At 55.6% G+C, this 16,774-nt stretch carries 17 protein-coding genes; 2 read left to right on the top strand and 15 right to left on the bottom strand.

Annotation, left to right across the window (positions count from 1 at the left end; all coding sequences use genetic code 11):
• Positions 1 to 343 precede the first annotated feature (343 nt).
• The 5 genes from ACTHO6_RS11325 to dacB all read right to left on the bottom strand — a co-directional run bounded on the left by ACTHO6_RS11325 (position 344) and on the right by dacB (position 7,297).
• Positions 344 to 1,597, bottom strand: a complete 1,254-nt coding sequence (locus ACTHO6_RS11325) for a helix-turn-helix domain-containing protein (RefSeq protein WP_440241654.1) — start codon at positions 1,595 to 1,597, stop codon at positions 344 to 346.
• A 166-nt stretch (positions 1,598 to 1,763) separates the two neighbouring features.
• A complete protein-coding gene (gene brnQ / locus ACTHO6_RS11320; protein ID WP_440241653.1) occupies positions 1,764 to 3,089 on the bottom strand; it encodes a branched-chain amino acid transport system II carrier protein in 1,326 nt (441 codons plus the stop codon).
• A gap of 409 nt (positions 3,090 to 3,498) precedes the next feature.
• Entirely contained in the window at positions 3,499 to 3,891 is a 393-nt protein-coding gene (gene panD / locus ACTHO6_RS11315) for an aspartate 1-decarboxylase (RefSeq protein WP_440241652.1), read from the bottom strand.
• Between the two features lie 81 nt (positions 3,892 to 3,972).
• Positions 3,973 to 4,254, bottom strand: coding sequence for a hypothetical protein (locus tag ACTHO6_RS11310; RefSeq protein WP_440241651.1), 282 nt, complete (start codon positions 4,252 to 4,254; stop codon positions 3,973 to 3,975).
• Positions 4,255 to 4,399: 145 nt separating this feature from the next.
• Positions 4,400 to 7,297: a D-alanyl-D-alanine carboxypeptidase/D-alanyl-D-alanine endopeptidase gene (gene dacB, locus ACTHO6_RS11305; RefSeq protein ID WP_440241650.1), complete on the bottom strand. Its 2,898-nt coding sequence runs from the start codon at positions 7,295 to 7,297 to the stop codon at positions 4,400 to 4,402.
• A gap of 187 nt (positions 7,298 to 7,484) precedes the next feature.
• On the opposite strand from dacB, the gene ACTHO6_RS11300 reads away from it, so the two are divergent.
• Both ACTHO6_RS11300 and ACTHO6_RS11295 read left to right on the top strand, forming a co-directional pair.
• Complete coding sequence (locus ACTHO6_RS11300) at positions 7,485 to 8,027, top strand: hypothetical protein (RefSeq protein ID WP_440241649.1); 543 nt, start codon at positions 7,485 to 7,487, stop codon at positions 8,025 to 8,027.
• 351 nt (positions 8,028 to 8,378) lie between these two features.
• Positions 8,379 to 8,945, top strand: a complete 567-nt coding sequence (locus tag ACTHO6_RS11295) for a hypothetical protein (RefSeq protein WP_440241648.1) — start codon at positions 8,379 to 8,381, stop codon at positions 8,943 to 8,945.
• 304 nt (positions 8,946 to 9,249) lie between these two features.
• Here ACTHO6_RS11295 and ACTHO6_RS11290 read toward each other — a convergent pair whose 3' ends face one another.
• From ACTHO6_RS11290 to thiS, 10 genes are all read right to left on the bottom strand, one after another.
• Entirely contained in the window at positions 9,250 to 10,005 is a 756-nt protein-coding gene (locus ACTHO6_RS11290; protein ID WP_440241647.1) for a CPBP family intramembrane glutamic endopeptidase, read from the bottom strand.
• 1 nt (position 10,006) lies between these two features.
• Positions 10,007 to 10,621, bottom strand: a complete 615-nt coding sequence (locus ACTHO6_RS11285) for an SdpI family protein (protein WP_440241646.1) — start codon at positions 10,619 to 10,621, stop codon at positions 10,007 to 10,009.
• A 1-nt stretch (position 10,622) separates the two neighbouring features.
• Positions 10,623 to 10,895 (bottom strand): autorepressor SdpR family transcription factor, encoded by a 273-nt coding sequence (locus ACTHO6_RS11280; RefSeq protein WP_007782051.1) that lies wholly within the window; start codon positions 10,893 to 10,895, stop codon positions 10,623 to 10,625.
• 187 nt (positions 10,896 to 11,082) lie between these two features.
• Positions 11,083 to 12,123 carry an ABC transporter substrate-binding protein gene (locus tag ACTHO6_RS11275; RefSeq protein ID WP_440241645.1) on the bottom strand — a complete coding sequence of 347 codons (1,041 nt, stop codon included), beginning with the start codon at positions 12,121 to 12,123 and terminating at the stop codon, positions 11,083 to 11,085.
• 19 nt (positions 12,124 to 12,142) lie between these two features.
• The gene (locus ACTHO6_RS11270; protein WP_440241644.1) at positions 12,143 to 12,904 is read right to left on the bottom strand and encodes an ABC transporter permease; all 762 of its coding nucleotides are present in this window, start codon (positions 12,902 to 12,904) and stop codon (positions 12,143 to 12,145) included.
• On the bottom strand, positions 12,904 to 13,683 hold the full coding sequence (locus tag ACTHO6_RS11265) for an ABC transporter ATP-binding protein (protein WP_440241643.1): 780 nt from the start codon (positions 13,681 to 13,683) through the stop codon (positions 12,904 to 12,906). Before ACTHO6_RS11265 ends, ACTHO6_RS11270 begins: the two co-directional genes overlap by 1 nt.
• Positions 13,668 to 14,348 (bottom strand): thiaminase II, encoded by a 681-nt coding sequence (gene tenA / locus ACTHO6_RS11260; protein ID WP_440241642.1) that lies wholly within the window; start codon positions 14,346 to 14,348, stop codon positions 13,668 to 13,670. The genes ACTHO6_RS11265 and tenA overlap by 16 nt, the downstream gene beginning before the upstream one ends.
• Before the next feature lie 8 nt (positions 14,349 to 14,356).
• Positions 14,357 to 15,652, bottom strand: coding sequence for an acetylornithine deacetylase (locus tag ACTHO6_RS11255; RefSeq protein WP_440241641.1), 1,296 nt, complete (start codon positions 15,650 to 15,652; stop codon positions 14,357 to 14,359).
• On the bottom strand, positions 15,645 to 16,415 hold the full coding sequence (locus ACTHO6_RS11250; RefSeq protein WP_440241640.1) for a thiazole synthase: 771 nt from the start codon (positions 16,413 to 16,415) through the stop codon (positions 15,645 to 15,647). Before ACTHO6_RS11250 ends, ACTHO6_RS11255 begins: the two co-directional genes overlap by 8 nt.
• A 5-nt stretch (positions 16,416 to 16,420) precedes the next feature.
• Positions 16,421 to 16,624 carry a sulfur carrier protein ThiS gene (gene thiS, locus ACTHO6_RS11245; RefSeq protein ID WP_007782031.1) on the bottom strand — a complete coding sequence of 68 codons (204 nt, stop codon included), beginning with the start codon at positions 16,622 to 16,624 and terminating at the stop codon, positions 16,421 to 16,423.
• Positions 16,625 to 16,774 lie beyond the last annotated feature (150 nt).

The raw sequence follows: 16,774 nt of genomic DNA, 5'->3' as shown, positions 1-16,774 counted from the left end.
TTTTATCCTGTACCGCGGGCTACTGGTCAGCCGCTCGCGAAAAAAGAAAAAACGCCCGGATCAACCGGACGTTTGGGAATGCAACACAGCACAAGCCGTTCAGCCATCGTCGTGATTGCGTCAAAGCGCATGGACGACTACACCTCGACGCCAGGCATGAACCTAGCAAGTCTGGCTGCGAACGGGATTATGATGAAAAGGATAGTTCCTACCACTCGGGGTCTATCGACGTCACGACATAGGAAGATGGAGCGGAACTCGGTACATGAATGACACCTGCGAAAAACGCCAAGCAATAAAGAGCGATCATGACTTTTTTCAATCCAATCACCACCCTTTCCCTTTACTTCTTACTATTATTGCATATTTCTATCATTTTTTCCAGTATATACAAGGGTATATTTTGCCCGGAATCCCGATACGATTTCAATATTTCACTGATGATCTGCATCGTTTCGTGACTCTGCCCGATTTTTCCGTAGTAAGCCGCACTTTGCAGATAATGGTCTACCCCTTCCTCCAGCCTATCTACCGAAATCATGAATACCCCTTTCAGATAATAATACTTCGCCAGCTTTTCGATCCTTCTGGGGTTGTTCACGTTGTCGGAAGGCAGATAGTCATTCTCTGACGCTATCAGCTCTCGAATCGCGTCCCTTCTCCCCACGGATAAATACACTTCTATCAGATCAACGAGAATGGTAATTCTTCGTTCACGATCCAACGACTCCAGCAGGCTTTTATAGATCTCGATAGCCGCATCGTACTCGCCATTGTTACGGAAAAGAAGCGCCCTTGCGTGGTCTTTTTTATAATCGGAATATCGGCTCCTGGTGTATTCCTGCAGGTAGAAGTCGGCTAAAATGGAATCCCCCATATTCAGGTACGAGGCCACGATGGAAGAAAGCGCTTCGGCTCTTAGCGGGTGATCGAAGCTGTCTTTCTCCAATGCCTTTTTACACAGGTAGATACACTTGTCGTACTCCCTAAGCGCATACGCATGGATACCAATCCGGTAAAAGAACGTGATGGATTCACTGGCATTCAGATGTTCGCTATAAAACAGGAGTTCACTGCCTCTCTGGTAGGTTTCGCGCAAGCGTGAAAAATCATCTCTCTCCGCCAGATAACGTTCCAACAACGCTTTGGCAAGGTAAAAAGGAATTCCTCTGGTTCGGGTGAAGGAAATAATCGTGTCAAATAATACCATCTTCATTCTGCCATTCTCGACACTTCTTGTGTACTGCAACAGGTAGTCTACAGATAGAAAGGGGTCCGTCCGCGGGGAATCTAAAAACTTATACGCCACTCTGCTTACGAGACTTTCGTAGTTTTTATTCACCACATCTTCCAGGATGAACCGTAACGTATCCCCGCTCTGCACCGTTTCCAGGAGGCAGCCAATGAGTGAGGGGTAAGGAAAACCAGGCACCTGCGCCATTTTCTTCACGGTCGCATAGGTAGGTCTTTTCGTGTCGCCCTCTTCAATCATCGCGAGAACATGCTTATTGACCCCCGACAGCTTCGCTACTTCTTCCAACGAAAAGCCGTTTTTGTTCCGCCATTCATATAGGAAGTCCCCGACATTCGTACGCACGATAGCCCCCCCTCAACAGAATTTTGCAAGCGTTTACATTTTTTCGAATTTTACCATCAAACCGAGTTTTTGTAAACGATGGTCAGTTCCTCTCCAACATAAAAAAAACAGGAGGGAGTGGGCCAGGACGAAAACCGCCCATGCACCACTCCCTCAAGAGGTTTTTCTAGCTGTTTCTTACCTGACTTGCCTGTCTTCTCCCCGTTTCCAGCACCATGCCGACCGCGGCCGCGATCACGGCAGGGAGCACCCAGCCAGCGCCCTCCTTGTAAAACGGCAAGACCGCCAATGCGCCATCCCACGCGCGGGCGAGGAACAAGACATTGACCAGATCGACCAGTCCGAACAGGGAGACGATCCCCACCGTCGTGCTATAGACCAGCGACGTAGCCGGAATGAACCGCTCCACCAGCGCCAGCAAAATCAGAATGATCGCAACCGGATAAATCGCGCCCAGCACGGGTACGGATACGGTCAAAATCTGGGTCAGCCCCATGTTCGCCACGATCATGCTCAGCACGCTGAGAACCGTCACCCATCCTTTGTACGACAAACCGCCAAACAGCCCGTGAAAATATTGGCTGCACGAGGTGACGAGTCCAATGGATACGCATAAGCAGGCGACAGTGAAAATGACGCCGAGAATCAACGTTCCGCTCGCACCGAACAACTGATTCATCATGCTCGCCAACAGCTGCGCGCCATTTTCCGCTTTCCCCAGGGAAGCGGCGGAAGCTCCCATGATCCCCAGCATCACGTAGATGACGGTCAGCAACAGTCCGGCGCCGATCCCGGCACGGATCATGCTCGCCGACAGCATCTTCGTGTCCGTCATTCCTTTGGCGCGCAGCGTATTGGCGATGACAATGCCAAACACGAGCGCAGCCAGCGCATCCATCGTCAAATACCCGTCCAAAAAGCCTTGGACAATCGGATTGGTACCGTATTTCCCGGTGGGAGTTCCCATCGGTCCAAGCGGCGTCACCAGGCTTTTCACGTAAATCAGGGCGATCAGCGCCAGCAAGACAGGGGTCAGCAGCTTTCCAAAGCGATCGACCAGCTTGGACGGAGACAAGCTCAGCCAGAAGACGATCAGGAAAAAGACGAGCGTGTACACAAGCAGGCTGAACTTGGAGGCAACCAGTTGTTCCGGCAGAAACGGTGCCACTCCCATCTCGAACGCGAGGCTACCCGCGCGCGGAATCGCGAGCGCCGGCCCGATAGAGACGTAAATCAAAAAGGGAAAAATAAGAGCAAAAACGGGATGGACCCGACTCGCAAGGCTGTGGAAGCTGCCAGCTTTTGCGACCGCCACCACTCCGAGAATCGGCAAGCCGACGGCCGATAACACAAAGCCGAGCAACGAGAACCAGACGAGCGAGCCTGCCTCCTGGCCGAGATAAGGCGGAAAAATAAGATTGCCTGCTCCAAAAAACATGGAGAAGAGCATAAAGCTAACGAGCATCCATTCTTTCTTAGACATTGTTGTCATGGTCGAACCCACTACCTCCCTCTATAATGAGAGGGATTCTATCAACTTTTGATGGAATGCGCCAGTGCTTCTTGTTTTTTCGAAATAGCAAGTGGATTGCGACAGCTCGCGATGTACCCGCTCCGGCCTCGCTGCTTGTCCCCCTCAAGCAGGTCAAGCAGGCGACGATGGCATCCCCATCTATCGCCCTCTGCCCTGCCCCCACCCGATGATCCGCTATCGTTTTCGCATGGACAGAATGCGTCTGTAAAAAGTCTGATCGTGCAGCTGCTGATCACGCGTTTGTAGTTTTCCGCGTACTCCCACAATCCCTCCGGAGAAAACAACCGGGTTTTGGGCAGGTGCTCCCGCAACAGCTCATCCTGAACCATGTGCTGATGCTTGCCCCATTTTCCTACGTTTGGCGCTTTTATGGCAATGTCTCTCCATTCGTAATGAGATGATGCTCCTCGATTTTCGTAATGCGATTTTGCTCATCCACGAACACGACCTTGGGCACCAGCTGGTCGCATTCGTTCTCCTCGTACATCCCCATGCTTAAAATAATGACCATGTCGCCGGGCGAAAACAAATGGGCAGGCGGGCCGTTCAGGCAGATTTTCCCGCTGCCTTCTGCTGCCGGCAGGGCGTATGTTTTCCAGCGCGTGGCATTACGCAGGCTGGTAATTTGCACAATCTCGTAGGGCTTGATATCGGCCGCTTTCATCAGGGCCATGTCAATCGTAATGCTTCCGACGTAGTCCAGCTCCGCCTGTGTCACCGTCGCCCTGTGAATTTTGCCTTTGCACATGTGGCGTTGCATCGGATCTTCCTCCTTTTCCAACCGCTGCCATCAGTCTATGTGCAGGAGAATGTCCGGGAAACCACGGACAACCTGGCGGACTCACGACGTACAGATTGCCTGTGCCAGATCGACTCCATAGGCGGAACACAGCTTGGCAAGCTCCTCCGCTGCCGTTTGCCCCAAAGGAATGCCGTCCTGCTTGCGGGCCGTCATGTTCCGCTGCTCGAGCTCTCCCGGAATCAAAATTTCCGCTACACCGGAAGCGGTCGGGACGCGCTTGATTTGGCGAATGGATTCGACACTCGTTGCCATGTCAAGCAAGTACGGCGGCTCTTTGCCGGATGGAATGCCGATTGCGATCGATCTGATCTGCATATACATATGTCGGCGTCTCAGCGACCGTCACAGGCATTGACCCGGGAGCGGGGAGCCGGGCGGGCGTCCTTTCGACGCGGCGGCAGATGAAAAAAAGAAGCCCCCTTGCGCTTTTGGCGGCAAAAGGAGCTTCTCTGCTTTTACGGACCGTTTATTCGTAAGCGGCGACAATCGAAACGATCCGGTCTTGCAGCTCGAGGAAAAAGTCCTCATCCTCGACGAAGCCGTTGAAGATGACCGAGATGACCAGCCTCTCGCCGCTTTTCGTCGTAAGATAGCCGGACAGGCTGTTGATGCCTGTCATCGACCCGGTTTTGGCGTGCAGGCTATGGGCGGCGGCCGTTTCCGCCAGACGGTTTTTCAGCGTACCGTCCACGCCCGCGACAGGCAGGGACGCCTCGTACGCGGAAAAAGCCGGCTGCTTCGCCATGCCTTCCAGCACTGTGACGATGTGGCGAACCGAAATGAGGTTGTAGCGCGTCAGCCCGGAACCGTCCACCATGTCAAAATTCGTCTGGCCGCCCATCGCGGCTACAGCTTCCTGGACGACTTTCGCTCCCGCCGCTGCGCTTCCCTCGCCTTTTTTCACGGCACCCAGCGTTTTCAAGAGCATCTCCGCGTAAAAGTTGTCGCTTTTCTTGTTCAGGTACGAGACGATTTCTGGTAACGGCTGCGAGGCAAATTCGTTCCATTTGACCGCTGTAGGGGGCACAGGCGAAACGAGCAGCTCGCTGCCCGGAGCGAAGCGGACGCCCTCGCTCTCCAGCGCTTCCTTCAGCAGCGTTCCGACGTATTTGGCAGGATCTTCCACAGGTACGCGCTCGTAGTCGCCGGGGTGATCCAGCGGGAGATGTCCCGTCAGGCGAATCGTATTCGTCCCGCGGTCGCGCACGATGGCAAACGTGTTTTCCTCGTCTGGCGCCACCGTCTTCGCCTCGTTGATGATGGCAACGTAGGACGTTTTCGGCAGCAGGTTGAACGAGACGGGCTCCCCGGCTTTTGCCGCAGGCTCGTACGCGATCATGACGGTGCCGCGATTGACGGCCAGTGCGCCGAGCGTCGGATTGTAGGAGAAGCTCTCGTCATCCCAAGCCCAGCCGAGACCGAGCCGCTGCGTATCGAAGTAGCTTTCGTCGAGCACCAGGTTTCCTTGAATCTCTTTGACTCCCTGCTCGTTGATCCAGGCGGCGATTTTTTCAATCGAGACGCCTTCCTGCACCTTCAGGGCGTTTTCCGTGTGCAGAGATGGATCGCCGTAGCCTTTGACGTACAGATTGCCTCGCTGCACGCCGTTTTTGGCGACGGGCGCATCCCCGTACAGCTCCGTCTTGAAGGTGTAGTCCTCTCCCAGCTGGGAAAGCGCCGCAGCCGTCGTCAGCAGCTTGAGGTTGGACGCGGGCGTGAGCAGCGCGTCGGCTTCCTTTTCGTACAAAATGGCTTCGTCTCCCGTTTTGTCCAGCGACTTGACGAGGACGCCTGCGGTCACGCCGACTGCCTGCGGCTGTTCGAACAGCGGATCGAGCAGCACGGAGAGCGCGTAGGTTTTTTTTGCTTCCTGCTGATACTCTTGCACGGCGGCGAGCTGCGGATAAGATGCGAGCAACGTGCCCACGTAGTCTTGCAGGTCGCGCGCGTACTTCGATTGGTAGATGCCGTTAATCAGGATGGAAAAAGCAAGCTTGTGGCCGTTTTGCGCCGTGACGTAGCCGGACAGGCTGTTGACGCCGCTCATCGAGCCTGTCTTGGCGATGAGGTTTTTCTCTGCGGCTGTCCCCAGCATCCGGCTTTTCAAGGTACCGTCGCTACCCGCGACAGGCAGCGATTTTTCCAGCTCCACGCTGTAGCTCTCTTGCTGCGCAAACGCAAGCAGCTGTACGATCTGCTCGGCTGAAACCAGGTTCAACCGCGACAGACCCGAGCCGTCCACCTGACGATAGCCGGTGGCGATACCGGCGCGCTTCACCACATCTGCTACCACTTCGCTTCCGGCTTCGAAGGTGCCCGCCCCTTTTTGCCTCGCGCCAAGCGTCTTGAGCAGCATCTCGGCGTAAAAGTTGTCGCTCTCCTTGTTCAGTTCCACGATCACCTCTCCGAGCGGCCGGGAGAGGTGAGTGTAAAAAGGCACCCCCGATTGCAGCACCGTCTTTTTCACTTCTACTCCCGGACGCAGTTCGATTCCCTGTGCGAGCAATTGCTGCTTCCAGACGTCCCCGACGAACAGCGCCGGGTCCTCCAATGAGACATTTTCCTCGTACGGTTTGGCCGCAAGCCCGATCGTCCCGGTCAGCACAATCTCGTTTGTACCCCGCGGCCGCTCAAGCGAAATCGCCGTTTCGCCGCCTTCCACCGTTTGCAGGCGGTTGTGTATGGTTACGTATGTAGTCATCGGCTCCATCGCCACTGTCGGTGCCGCATGCACCGCCTTGCCCGGCGCAACGGTCAGCGTGACAGCATTTTTATGCACGGAAAGCGCACTCAGCTGGGCGCTGTAGCCATACGGCTCGTCATCCCACATCCAGCCGACGCCAAGGCGCGTATCATCGAAATCACTTTCGTCCAGCAGAAGATTGCCGCTGATCCGCTTGATTCCGGCCTGCTTCAAGACGCTTGCCAGGTGTTGCATATCCGCCGGCGTCAAGGTCGGATCGCCGTAGCCTTTCCATACCAGGTCGCCTTCCAGCACGCCATCCGCCCGTACCTTTCCTTGCAAGAAAAGTTCCGTCTTCCACTGGTAGTCCGGCCCAAGCTGATCCAGTCCGGCAATCGTGGTAAACAGCTTCATGTTCGAGGCGGGGATGTAGGTGCGTTCGGCGTTGTGCCGGTACAAATACGTTTTGTCCGTCAGATCGTAAACGGCAATCCCCGCGTACAGCCCCCTGCTGTTCTCGTCGCGCTTCAGGTCGGTCAAATAGCTTTCGATGTGGTCTGCGAGCGCATTCCTGGTGGCGGTGCCTTCGCGGGCAAATGCAGGTAAAGCGGCTAGCTGCCAAACAAGCACGAAAAGAAAAAAGCAGGTACAGACGCGTCGAAAACCAGCCAACTGATTCATGTCACCCTCCTTGTCCTAGTCTTGACGTTTTGCGCCAATTCCACAGTACGCCCCCATAATAGCACCTATTTTGACTTTTCGGAATATTCCAATCCTACTAATCGGAATCATCGGAACAAGAGGATGAATCTTCGCTCTCTCGACCATACTATCGTCATGATTACGAAGAGCGAGGGGAAATTCGTCCATGCGATACCGTCTGCTGATTCTCACCATCCTGCTGTGCGCCGTCATCCTGCCTGCTTCCGCCGAGCCAAACATCGGCCATCTGCCGGTTGCGACCGCTCCTGTCCCAAGCGCCAAAGAGCTTGTCCGGCAAAGCGACCTCATCGTGCTCGGCTGGATGGACAGCGCGCATCAATCTTATCCCACGGGGCGCAGCATCCCCCAGGGTAAGATCGTGCATTACACGCAAACTTTGCATGTCAAAAAAGTGTTCAAGGGCGCCTCTCCACGATTGCTGACCATTCTCAGCTCGGGCGTGGAGCCGCTCCCCGACACTTCCAGCCCGCTGAACCTGACGTACACGGGGCCGCTTGCAGAAGGAAACTACCTCGTATTTCTGCGCAAGGTCAAGGGTTCCTCGCTGTACAGCCTCACAGGACTGTGGCAAGGCGTGTATCCGCTGTATCAAGGCAAAACCATCGCCTTGCAGGGGGCCGGCTTTGCTGACTTCAATCAGCTGTCATGGAATGAAATCGAGCCAAAGCTGAAAAGCATACACCCGTAAGCAAAACCGCCAAAACCGCTCGCCGGAGCGGTTTTTGGCGTCCCCACCAGTCAGCTTCTCATGGCGTAAATGAACAGTACCATCGAGACGGCACAAGCCAGTACACTGCCGACAAAGCCCAGGATGACCCATTTGTTGTTCGTTTTCCGGTCGTGGTTGTCGCTCATGAAAACTTCTCCTCGTACAAGCATTTCCTCTCTATTATAGGGGGATTTTGCCTGAAAAGGAACCGTCATTCCGCCCACGGCCAGCCCTCACATATAAGTTATGGATTATATGATGATTTATTGGTAAAATAAGACTGTAGCAAAAGCTTTCTGTCATGGAAAAACACGTACAGGAGAGTTCCCTATGACAAGAATTGTCCTCTTTTTGTGTCTGCTCACCCTTTTCAGCTTCAGCTATGTTCTGACCGACGATTCTTCTCCCACTCCGCTTGAGGCGATTGAGAGCATACGGGAAGAGATCGGCACCATTTTTCATGAAGCCAGCACAGAGAAAGGCACGTTGTTCTTCCTCGTTCGCGAGGATAGCCAAACGATTGATGCCGAATTCGCCAAGAAAACGATTCTTGGCTGGAAATGGGGAAATGGCGGCAGTCACACTATCCCCGCTGTTTCCGAAGTTCCGCTGCCTGACTCTGCCTTTTCCACGCACTATATTGCCAACGGAAAAGAAAACCCGTTCGATTCCCCGTTCCCGATGTTGTTTGGCGTCATTCTCGATCCGGAAATCGACAGCCTGACCGTCGTCAACGCAAAGACCGGAAAAACGCTTGAGGTGGAAATTATCGACCATGAGTTGTTCCCGTTCCGCCTGTGGTACGCGCAGCTGCCGCTCAAGCATAACGAGATGTTTTCCATCACGGCTTTCGGCAAGGACGGCGAAACGATCATCACGGAAAAAGAGGTTTCGTAACCGCTCTCGCAGCGGCAAGCATCAGGAAACAAAAGAAAACGCGCCCGTGACAGCCCGCCCTCCAAGCAGACATGGATCTGCCAGCCACGCCACTGTGGTTGGCTTCCTCTGTCTGGAGGGGGTTTTCTTTTCGCCAAAAGCGCTGTTCCCTCCGGTTGTCCCTTTTCATTTCGGAACAAGGGCATTGGAACAGGACGCGCAGTTCAAAGCTCGGGATAGAGACGAGGGTGCATACGCTGCGACTTACCTTTTTGGGTCGAACACCTTTTTTTACCAGTATATCCACAAAAAAAACCTGCTCCCCTCAGCTCAAAAAGCCGTGAAGCAGGATATCGCCAATCGCGTGGGCAATCATCGCGTATTCCAGCCCGCGCTTCCAGTAGAGGTACCCAAACAAAATGCCTGCCACCCCGTTCAAGGCGATGGTCCGGACAAACAAGAGCGGAGTGATCTCGCCAAAATAAGCAGACGCTGCCGGAAGATGGCCAAGCCCGAATAAAAAGGCTGCGCCGAAAATTCCGATCCAGTACATCCACGGCTTGGGAGAGGACTGACGCCCGAACAGCTTGCTCAAAATCCAGACGACGAGTGTCATCATGAACAGCCGTACCATGACTTCCTCGTACACCCCGCCCTGAATGGCGGTCAGGACGCCTGCCCAGACCGGCGCATTCAACTCTTGCGCCTTTTCCGCGAGAATCGGCATGAGCGGTTGGAAAATCAGCCGTTCCAGCAAATAGATCATCAGCGTTCCGAGCAGCCCGAAGATGACCGCTTGCACGATTCCTTCCCGGTTAAACGATGCGCCGCCCGTTTTATACAACCATTTCCGCAAGATCGGAGCATCCAGCCCAACCTTGCCCGCCAAAGTCAAGCCCGCCCACGAAAGCAGAAACGCCGTAATGCTGCCCTGCAAGACAAACAAGGCGATCACAGCAGGCAGCGGAAGCGGCACCATGGCTACCGCATCCCCGATCATGGTGAGCAAGTAAGGCGTGGCCGCGACAAACCCGATCGCACTCAGCCCCGACAAAAATAACGCTATTTTCAAGTTTTTCATTTTATCCCCTCCTTTTGGCATAGTAGTAACTGCTCCCCGTCGTGACGAGAATCGTTGCCACGATCAGAAACAACAGCGCGATAACGTGAAGTGGTGCAGGCAAAAATGAGGTGAGGACGATGAGCAGCCCGCCGATAAAAAATACACGGGACCCCAGTTGATGGGTCTTTTTCCAGACCTCTTCGCTAGCGAGCGTCCACGGCGTGCGAATCCCGATTAGATAGTTATGGCGAAAACGCGGCATAAAATTCCCCATCGTGATGAACAAAACTCCCAGGATAAGCGTCGCGGCAGTCGCCATGTTCACCGCATATCCGTAACCGTATGCGATAATCAAGCCGTGGATGACGAGAAGCGCAACCATCAGCGTGTTCATGATCGCATTCTGGCTGCTTTGGAACTTTTCGTAGCTCTGTTGGCGGTAGCGGGAAGACAAAAACAGGACCACCATCATGAACGGAACAAAAGTTACGCCCACGAGCTTGGGCGCAAAACCGTCCGGCTCGCCGTTTATTCCCCAGTGAACGGCCATGGTGTCAGGCATGGAGGGATAACAAATCACCGCCATCACGACGCTGGCAAGGAAACTCAGAATAGTCAAGCGGGATATTTTCATTTCATGACTCCTCTTTCGAATGGAATTGAATAAACCATTTCAGCAGGTCCTGAAAAACGGTCGTATTTAACGAGTAGTAAATGTTTTGCCCTTTTCGCTCGTCAAAAACCATTTCCGCCTGCTTCAACAGGTTGAGGTGATGCGAGATGCTCGGTTTTGTCATTTGAAAATGCTCGGCAATTTCTCCGGCCGTCCTGTCTTTTTCTCGCAGCAGATCAAGAATTTTTCGCCTTGTGGGATCAGACAGCGCCTTAAAGGCATGATTCATGGACATCGTGATCGATCCTACTTTCAGCAATCTTTATTAGATATTTAGAAATTTATCAAAATAACTAAATTGAAAATACCATGACAACACTCCCCCGTCAACTACGCGATTGCCGCTTACGAAAAACCCCCGACTGCCTCGTCCTGGCAGAACGAAAATTCGTTCAGGCCGTTTGGCAATCGGGGGTTGCTGGTTATTTCACCAGATCACGCATGATGTCTTCCACTTTCACATCGGTCGTAATCAGCTTTTCTTGTTTCATCCAGTCGATCATCGTTTGCCATGACTCGGCTGTCATAAAGCCAAACGGTTTGTCGCCCGCGTCCATCAGCGGGATCAGGATGTCCAAGCTCTTGGTCTCGATGTCTTTTTCCAGCGGGAACTCGGCGGCTTGCTTGGCGAGCAGCAGGTCGAGCGCCTTTTCCTTGTTGTTTTTCACGTAGTCCTGGCCTTTGGCAATCGCACGCAGGAAGCCTTCGACTGCCTGCTGCTTTTTGCCAAGCGTCTCGTCGCTGGACGCCAGCACAAGCTCGTAATAATCCGGTACGCCAAAGTCAGACGGCTTGATGACGTGGACCGGAATGCCGTTTTTCTCCAGGATAAGCTGCTCATGGTTGATGTAGCCGCCTACGACCGCGTCTACTTTTTTCGCCGTCAAGGCTGGCACAATGTCAAATCCGATGTCGGTAAAGGACAGGCCGGAATCGTCTGCGCCCGCGTGCTTGACCACCTGGCGAACGATTGATTCGTCGAGCGGAATGGACGGGTAGCCGATGTTTTTGCCTGCCAGCTTTTGCGGACTGTCGATGCCGCTGTCCTGGCGTGTCATGATGACGTTAAGCGGATGACGTACGAGCGCCGCGACCGCCACGACCGGAATTCCTTCGGCGCGCGCCTGAACGAGCTGCGGCTGGTAGCTGATGGCCAGGTCGACTTTGCCTGCCGCCGCCATTTTCAACGGATCGTTGCTGTCCGATGGCATTTGCAGATTGACCTTGAGATTTTCTTCCTTGAAAAAGCCCTGTTCCTCTGCAGCGTACAGGAAGGAGTGCACCGCATTCGGATACCAGTCGAGCGCGATTGTCAGCTCGGCTGGCTCCGCCGCTTGTTCAGCCGGAGCTGGTGTCTGCGGTGCGGTTGTGCCAGCGCCAGACTGATTGCCGCAGGCAGCAAGTCCCGTAGCCAGCGTCAGGGCCAGGATGGCTTTTGTCCATTTTGTACGTATCGGTTTCATCGTTATCTCCCTACTTTTCTCACTTGGATGTTGGTTGTTTCGCTTTTGTATGCGGCGACAAACGGCGCTCGATCCGCCCGACAAGCCAGAAAAGCAGCATGCCGAGGACGGAGAGCAGCAGGACCGAGGCAAACAGCGCCGGTGCCTGAAAATTGCCCGATGCCCGTCTGCCGAAGTAGCCAAGTCCCTCGCTCGCGCCGAGCCACTCCCCGATCGTCGCACCCGCGACACTGTACGTCGCGGCCACCTTCAAGCCGCTGAAAAAATGCGGCAGGCTCGACGGCAGTTGCAGCTTCGCAAACATGTGCCAGCGGGTAGCGCCCATCGTTTTCAACAGCTGGACCATCTCTTTGTCGGTTGAGCGCAGTCCGTCATACGTATTGACGACAATCGGGAAAAAGGTAAACAGGATCGTCACCGCGATTTTTCCGGACAAATCGTAGCCGAACCACAAAATAAAGACAGGCGACAAGGCAATGATCGGGATCGTCTGGGATATGACGATATAAGGGTAAACCAGTCGCTCGACCACCCGGTTCATCGTCATCGCAAAAGCGAGCAATACGCCAAATACGATCGAGACAGACAGGCCGAGCAGCACTTCCTTCAACGTAACCCACAAGTGCAGCCCGAGGAGCGAGCCGCGCAGCTCCCACAGCGCCAGCACGACTGCGCTCGGCGGCGGCAGGATGAACGGCGGCACGGCCAAGAGGCGGCAAACCGCTTCCCAGGCGACGAAAAACAGCGCGATAGAAATGCCGAACCAGATCCCTCTGCCCATCACGCTTCCCTCCCCAGCGACTGGAGCCTGGACTGCTCTGTGCGCAGCAAGGCCCAGATTTGTTCGCGCAAGGCCAGAAAGCCAGACTGGTTACGGCTGTCCACCGCTCGCGGCCGCGGAATCGGGACGTGCAGCTCCACAGGCTGACGAATCGGCTTGCCCAACAGGACGATCACCCGGTCGGCAAGCAAGATCGCCTCGTCGATGTCGTGCGTAATCATCAGCATCGTACTGCCGGTCTCCTGCCATTTTTCCATCAGCCATTCCTGCATGTCGAGCCGCGTAATGCCATCGAGCGCGCTGAACGGCTCGTCGAGCAGCATCAGGTCTGTCCCGGACAAGAGCGCCCGCAAAAAAGACACGCGCTGCCGCATGCCGCCAGACAGCTGGGCAGGATAAGCATCTGCCCACTCGTGCAGTCCGTAGCGGGGCAGCTCTTGCCGGACGCGCGCATGCGCTTCCTTTTTCGGCACGCCTTTGATCTCCAGGGGCAAGGCGGCATTTTCCACAATCGTGCGCCACGGCATGAGCAGATCGCGCTGGGGCATGTAGCCTACCTGCCCCAGCCGCTGTTCCATCCGCTCCCCGCCCAGCCGGATTTCTCCCTGTTCGGGCTGCAAAAGTCCCGCAATCAGCTGAAACAGCGTGCTTTTTCCGATCCCGCTTGGCCCGATCATGCTGACGAACTCGCCTTTTTTCACCCGCAGATCAAAGTCTTCGAGAATCGGCGTGCCTGTGTAGGAAAAGCGGACGTTGGAGAAAGCTAGTTGATCGCGCACGGCCACATTTCCTCTCTATAGGCCATATCCCAGAACATGTACTCCATCTTGGAGGTGTTGACGAAATACGCTTCCAGTCTCGCCAGCTCCTGCTCGTTTTTCCCGTCTGCCAGCTCGTTCATGATGTCGATCAGCCAGATCGCGAGCTGCCCGAACTCGTCCGAGCTGTACATCCGCACCCACTCGCCGTACAGCTCGTGGTCCAGCGCCCCTTCTACCTGCGCCAGCCGCTTGCCGATCTCCCAGTAGCTCCATGTGCATGGCAAAAGCGCGCTGACCAGCTCTGCCAGTGAGCCTTGCTGCGCGACAAGCAGCATGTAGCTGGTGTAGCCCAGCATGACAAAGGACGGCTCGGTCGCTTCCAGCTCCTCGCGGGAAATGCCGAAGCGCGCCGCATACTGGCGGTGCAGCTCCATCTCCGTGTGGAGCGTCGATTCCTGCAGGGCGGCGAATCGGGCGCTCGTCTCCAGATCGTAGGCCTTCACGCTGGCGAGCGCGAACATTTTGGCGTAATCGATCAGGTAGATGTAGTCCTGCTTCAAGTAAAATTTGAACGACTCTACAGGCAGCGTGCCTTCACCCAAGCCAGTTACGAACGGATGCTGGTAAACGCGCTCCCAGATCGGGGCGACACTGCGTAACAAACGGTCTGTAAAGGTTGCCATGCTTCTTTTCACTCCTTCGCTTCCTTTGGCGTGTTGCACCAGCTGGCGATAAAGCGGGCCATGATCTGGGCGAACCGGACAAGCTGGTCAGGATCAATCGACTCATCGACGGCATGGGCGTGTTTCAGCTCGCCCGGGCCGAACAGTACGGCGGGAATGCCTGCGTGCGCGAACCAGCCCGCATCTGTGACGGTAGGAGACATGTCCACCACAGGCGCCTCGCCCAACTCGCTTGCATAGGCGGCTTGCAGCTGCGCCAGGGCCGGATGCTTGGTATCCAGCTCCAGGGACGGGAAAATTTCCCCGCGCTCCTCGATCATGGAGCGACCGCCCCAGCGGAAGACGGGAGGATGGTCGCGCAGCCACAAATCAGCCGCCGCTGCCCGTCCGACATGGTCCTCGATCTCGCGAATGATCTGTTCGTGTGATTCGTTCGGATAAAAGTGAACCGTAATCCAGAGCGCGCAGCGATCCGCGATGAACGCAGCATGGCGTCCGCCCTCGATCACAGCCGGGTTGATCGTATTGCTGCCAGCCGCAAAGCCGGGGTACGCCTTCATCACGGCCCAGTCCCGTTCCAGCTCCTGTAGCGCCGTAATGATTTTCGCCATTTTTTCAATCGCAGACGCCCCGCGCACGCCGCCTCCGGCATGGATCGTCCTCGCCCGCATCCCGTCGTGCAAGGTCGTCGGACTCTCAATCGTGATCCAGCCGGTAATGACGCCGCCCTGCCCTTGCATATGCAGGTTGCTCGTGTCGACGACGACGGCGTAGTCCGCCTGGTAGCCGCGTTCGAGCGCGACCAGCGTCCCTGCTTCGCCCGCTTCCTCGCCGATTACCGATTGGAACAGCAAATCGCCTGCCAGCTCGACGCCGTGCTCGCGCAGCATCTGAATGGCGAACAGGCTTGCGGCCAGTCCGCCCTTCATGTCTGCGACACCGCGTCCGTACAGCCGTCCGTCTGCGCCGCGCGTCAAGGAAAACGGCGGATACGTCCAGCTCGCATCGTCGCCCACTTCCGCAACGTCGATGTGCCCGTTGATAATCAGGCTGTTCGCCTGAGCGGAAGCGCTACCCGGCAGTCGGCCGACGACGTTGTCGTCGCCGGGGTAGACGGTCCAGCGGTCGACCTCAAAGCCGATGGCCGCGAGCCGATGGGCGAGTACCGTTTGCGCCGCGTCGCTGTTTCGCGCTGGCGGACTTACAGTCGGATGGGAAACGAGCTCTGCCAGGAGGGCAAACAACTCTTCTTTGCGCCTGGCAATCGATTCTACCGCTTCTGTCAGTCGGTCCACGCTACTCAATCATCCCTTCGGTCGGGCTGCTCGCCGACGCGTAGCGCTTTTTCGCGATCCGTCCCGCGAGGAAGCCTTTGCGCCCCGCTTCCACGCCGAGCTTCATCGCTTCGGCCATCAGCACCGGATTGTCCGCGAGCGCGACTGCCGTATTCAGCAGCACGCCGTCCGCGCCCAGCTCCATCGCTTTCGCGCAATCGGCTGGCGACCCGATGCCTGCGTCCACGATGATCGGCACTTTCGCGTCCTCGATGATGAAGCGGAGGTTGTTTTCGTTGACGATGCCTTGTCCGGAGCCAATCGGGGACGCGCCCGGCATGACGGCATGTACGCCCACCTCCTGCAAGCGCTTGGCGAGAATCGGATCGTCGTTGGTGTAAGTCAGCACGATGAAGCCTTCCTCGACCAGTATTTTCGACGCTTCCAGCGTGCCGATCGGGTCAGGCAGCAGCGTTTTCGGATCGCCGATGACCTCTACCTTAATCATGTCACACAAGCCGGATGCCCGCGCCAGACGGGCGATGCGCACCGCTTCCTCAGCCGTGTAGGCCCCGGCTGTATTCGGCAGCAGCGTGAATTTTTTCAGATCGAGCTGTTCCAAAAAGTTCGGCTCTTGCGGATTTTCCAAATTGAGCCGACGAATCGCGAATGTCAAAATTTCGGCCTCCGACGCCTCTACTGCTTTTCCTTGCGTTTCCAAATCTGCGAATTTTCCAGTCCCGAGCAAAAGGCGGGAACGAAACTCGTAAGGGCCAATTTTCCATGTATCCATGCTGGTCATCCTCCTCCGACAAAATGAACGATTTCGATGCGATCTCCGTCTGCAATCGGCGTTTGTTCATACCGGGAGCGGTCGATGATTTCTCCGTTGCGCTCCACGACGACAATCTTCTCTTGCAGGGAATACGAAGCGAGCAGGGCGCGGACTGTGTTGATCTCAGCCGACAGCTCTGCCGTTTTTCCGTTCAGCACAACAACCATGGTCTTCCTCCTTCTTGCTGCTACTTGTCGAGGGACGAAAAAACGGCCTCCCTCGCCTGCCGGAAGTCACTCCAGTCAAACGGTGGAAGCCGTATACGTATCCCATCGGACAGATGGAAGAAAAAAACCATCCGCCGTGGGATGGTTGAG

This window comes from Brevibacillus sp. SAFN-007a (assembly GCF_051967035.1).
Lineage (GTDB): Bacteria > Bacillota > Bacilli > Brevibacillales > Brevibacillaceae > Brevibacillus.
Note: the sequence above shows the minus strand (reverse complement) of the source record. Positions and strands in the feature narration are given on the sequence as shown.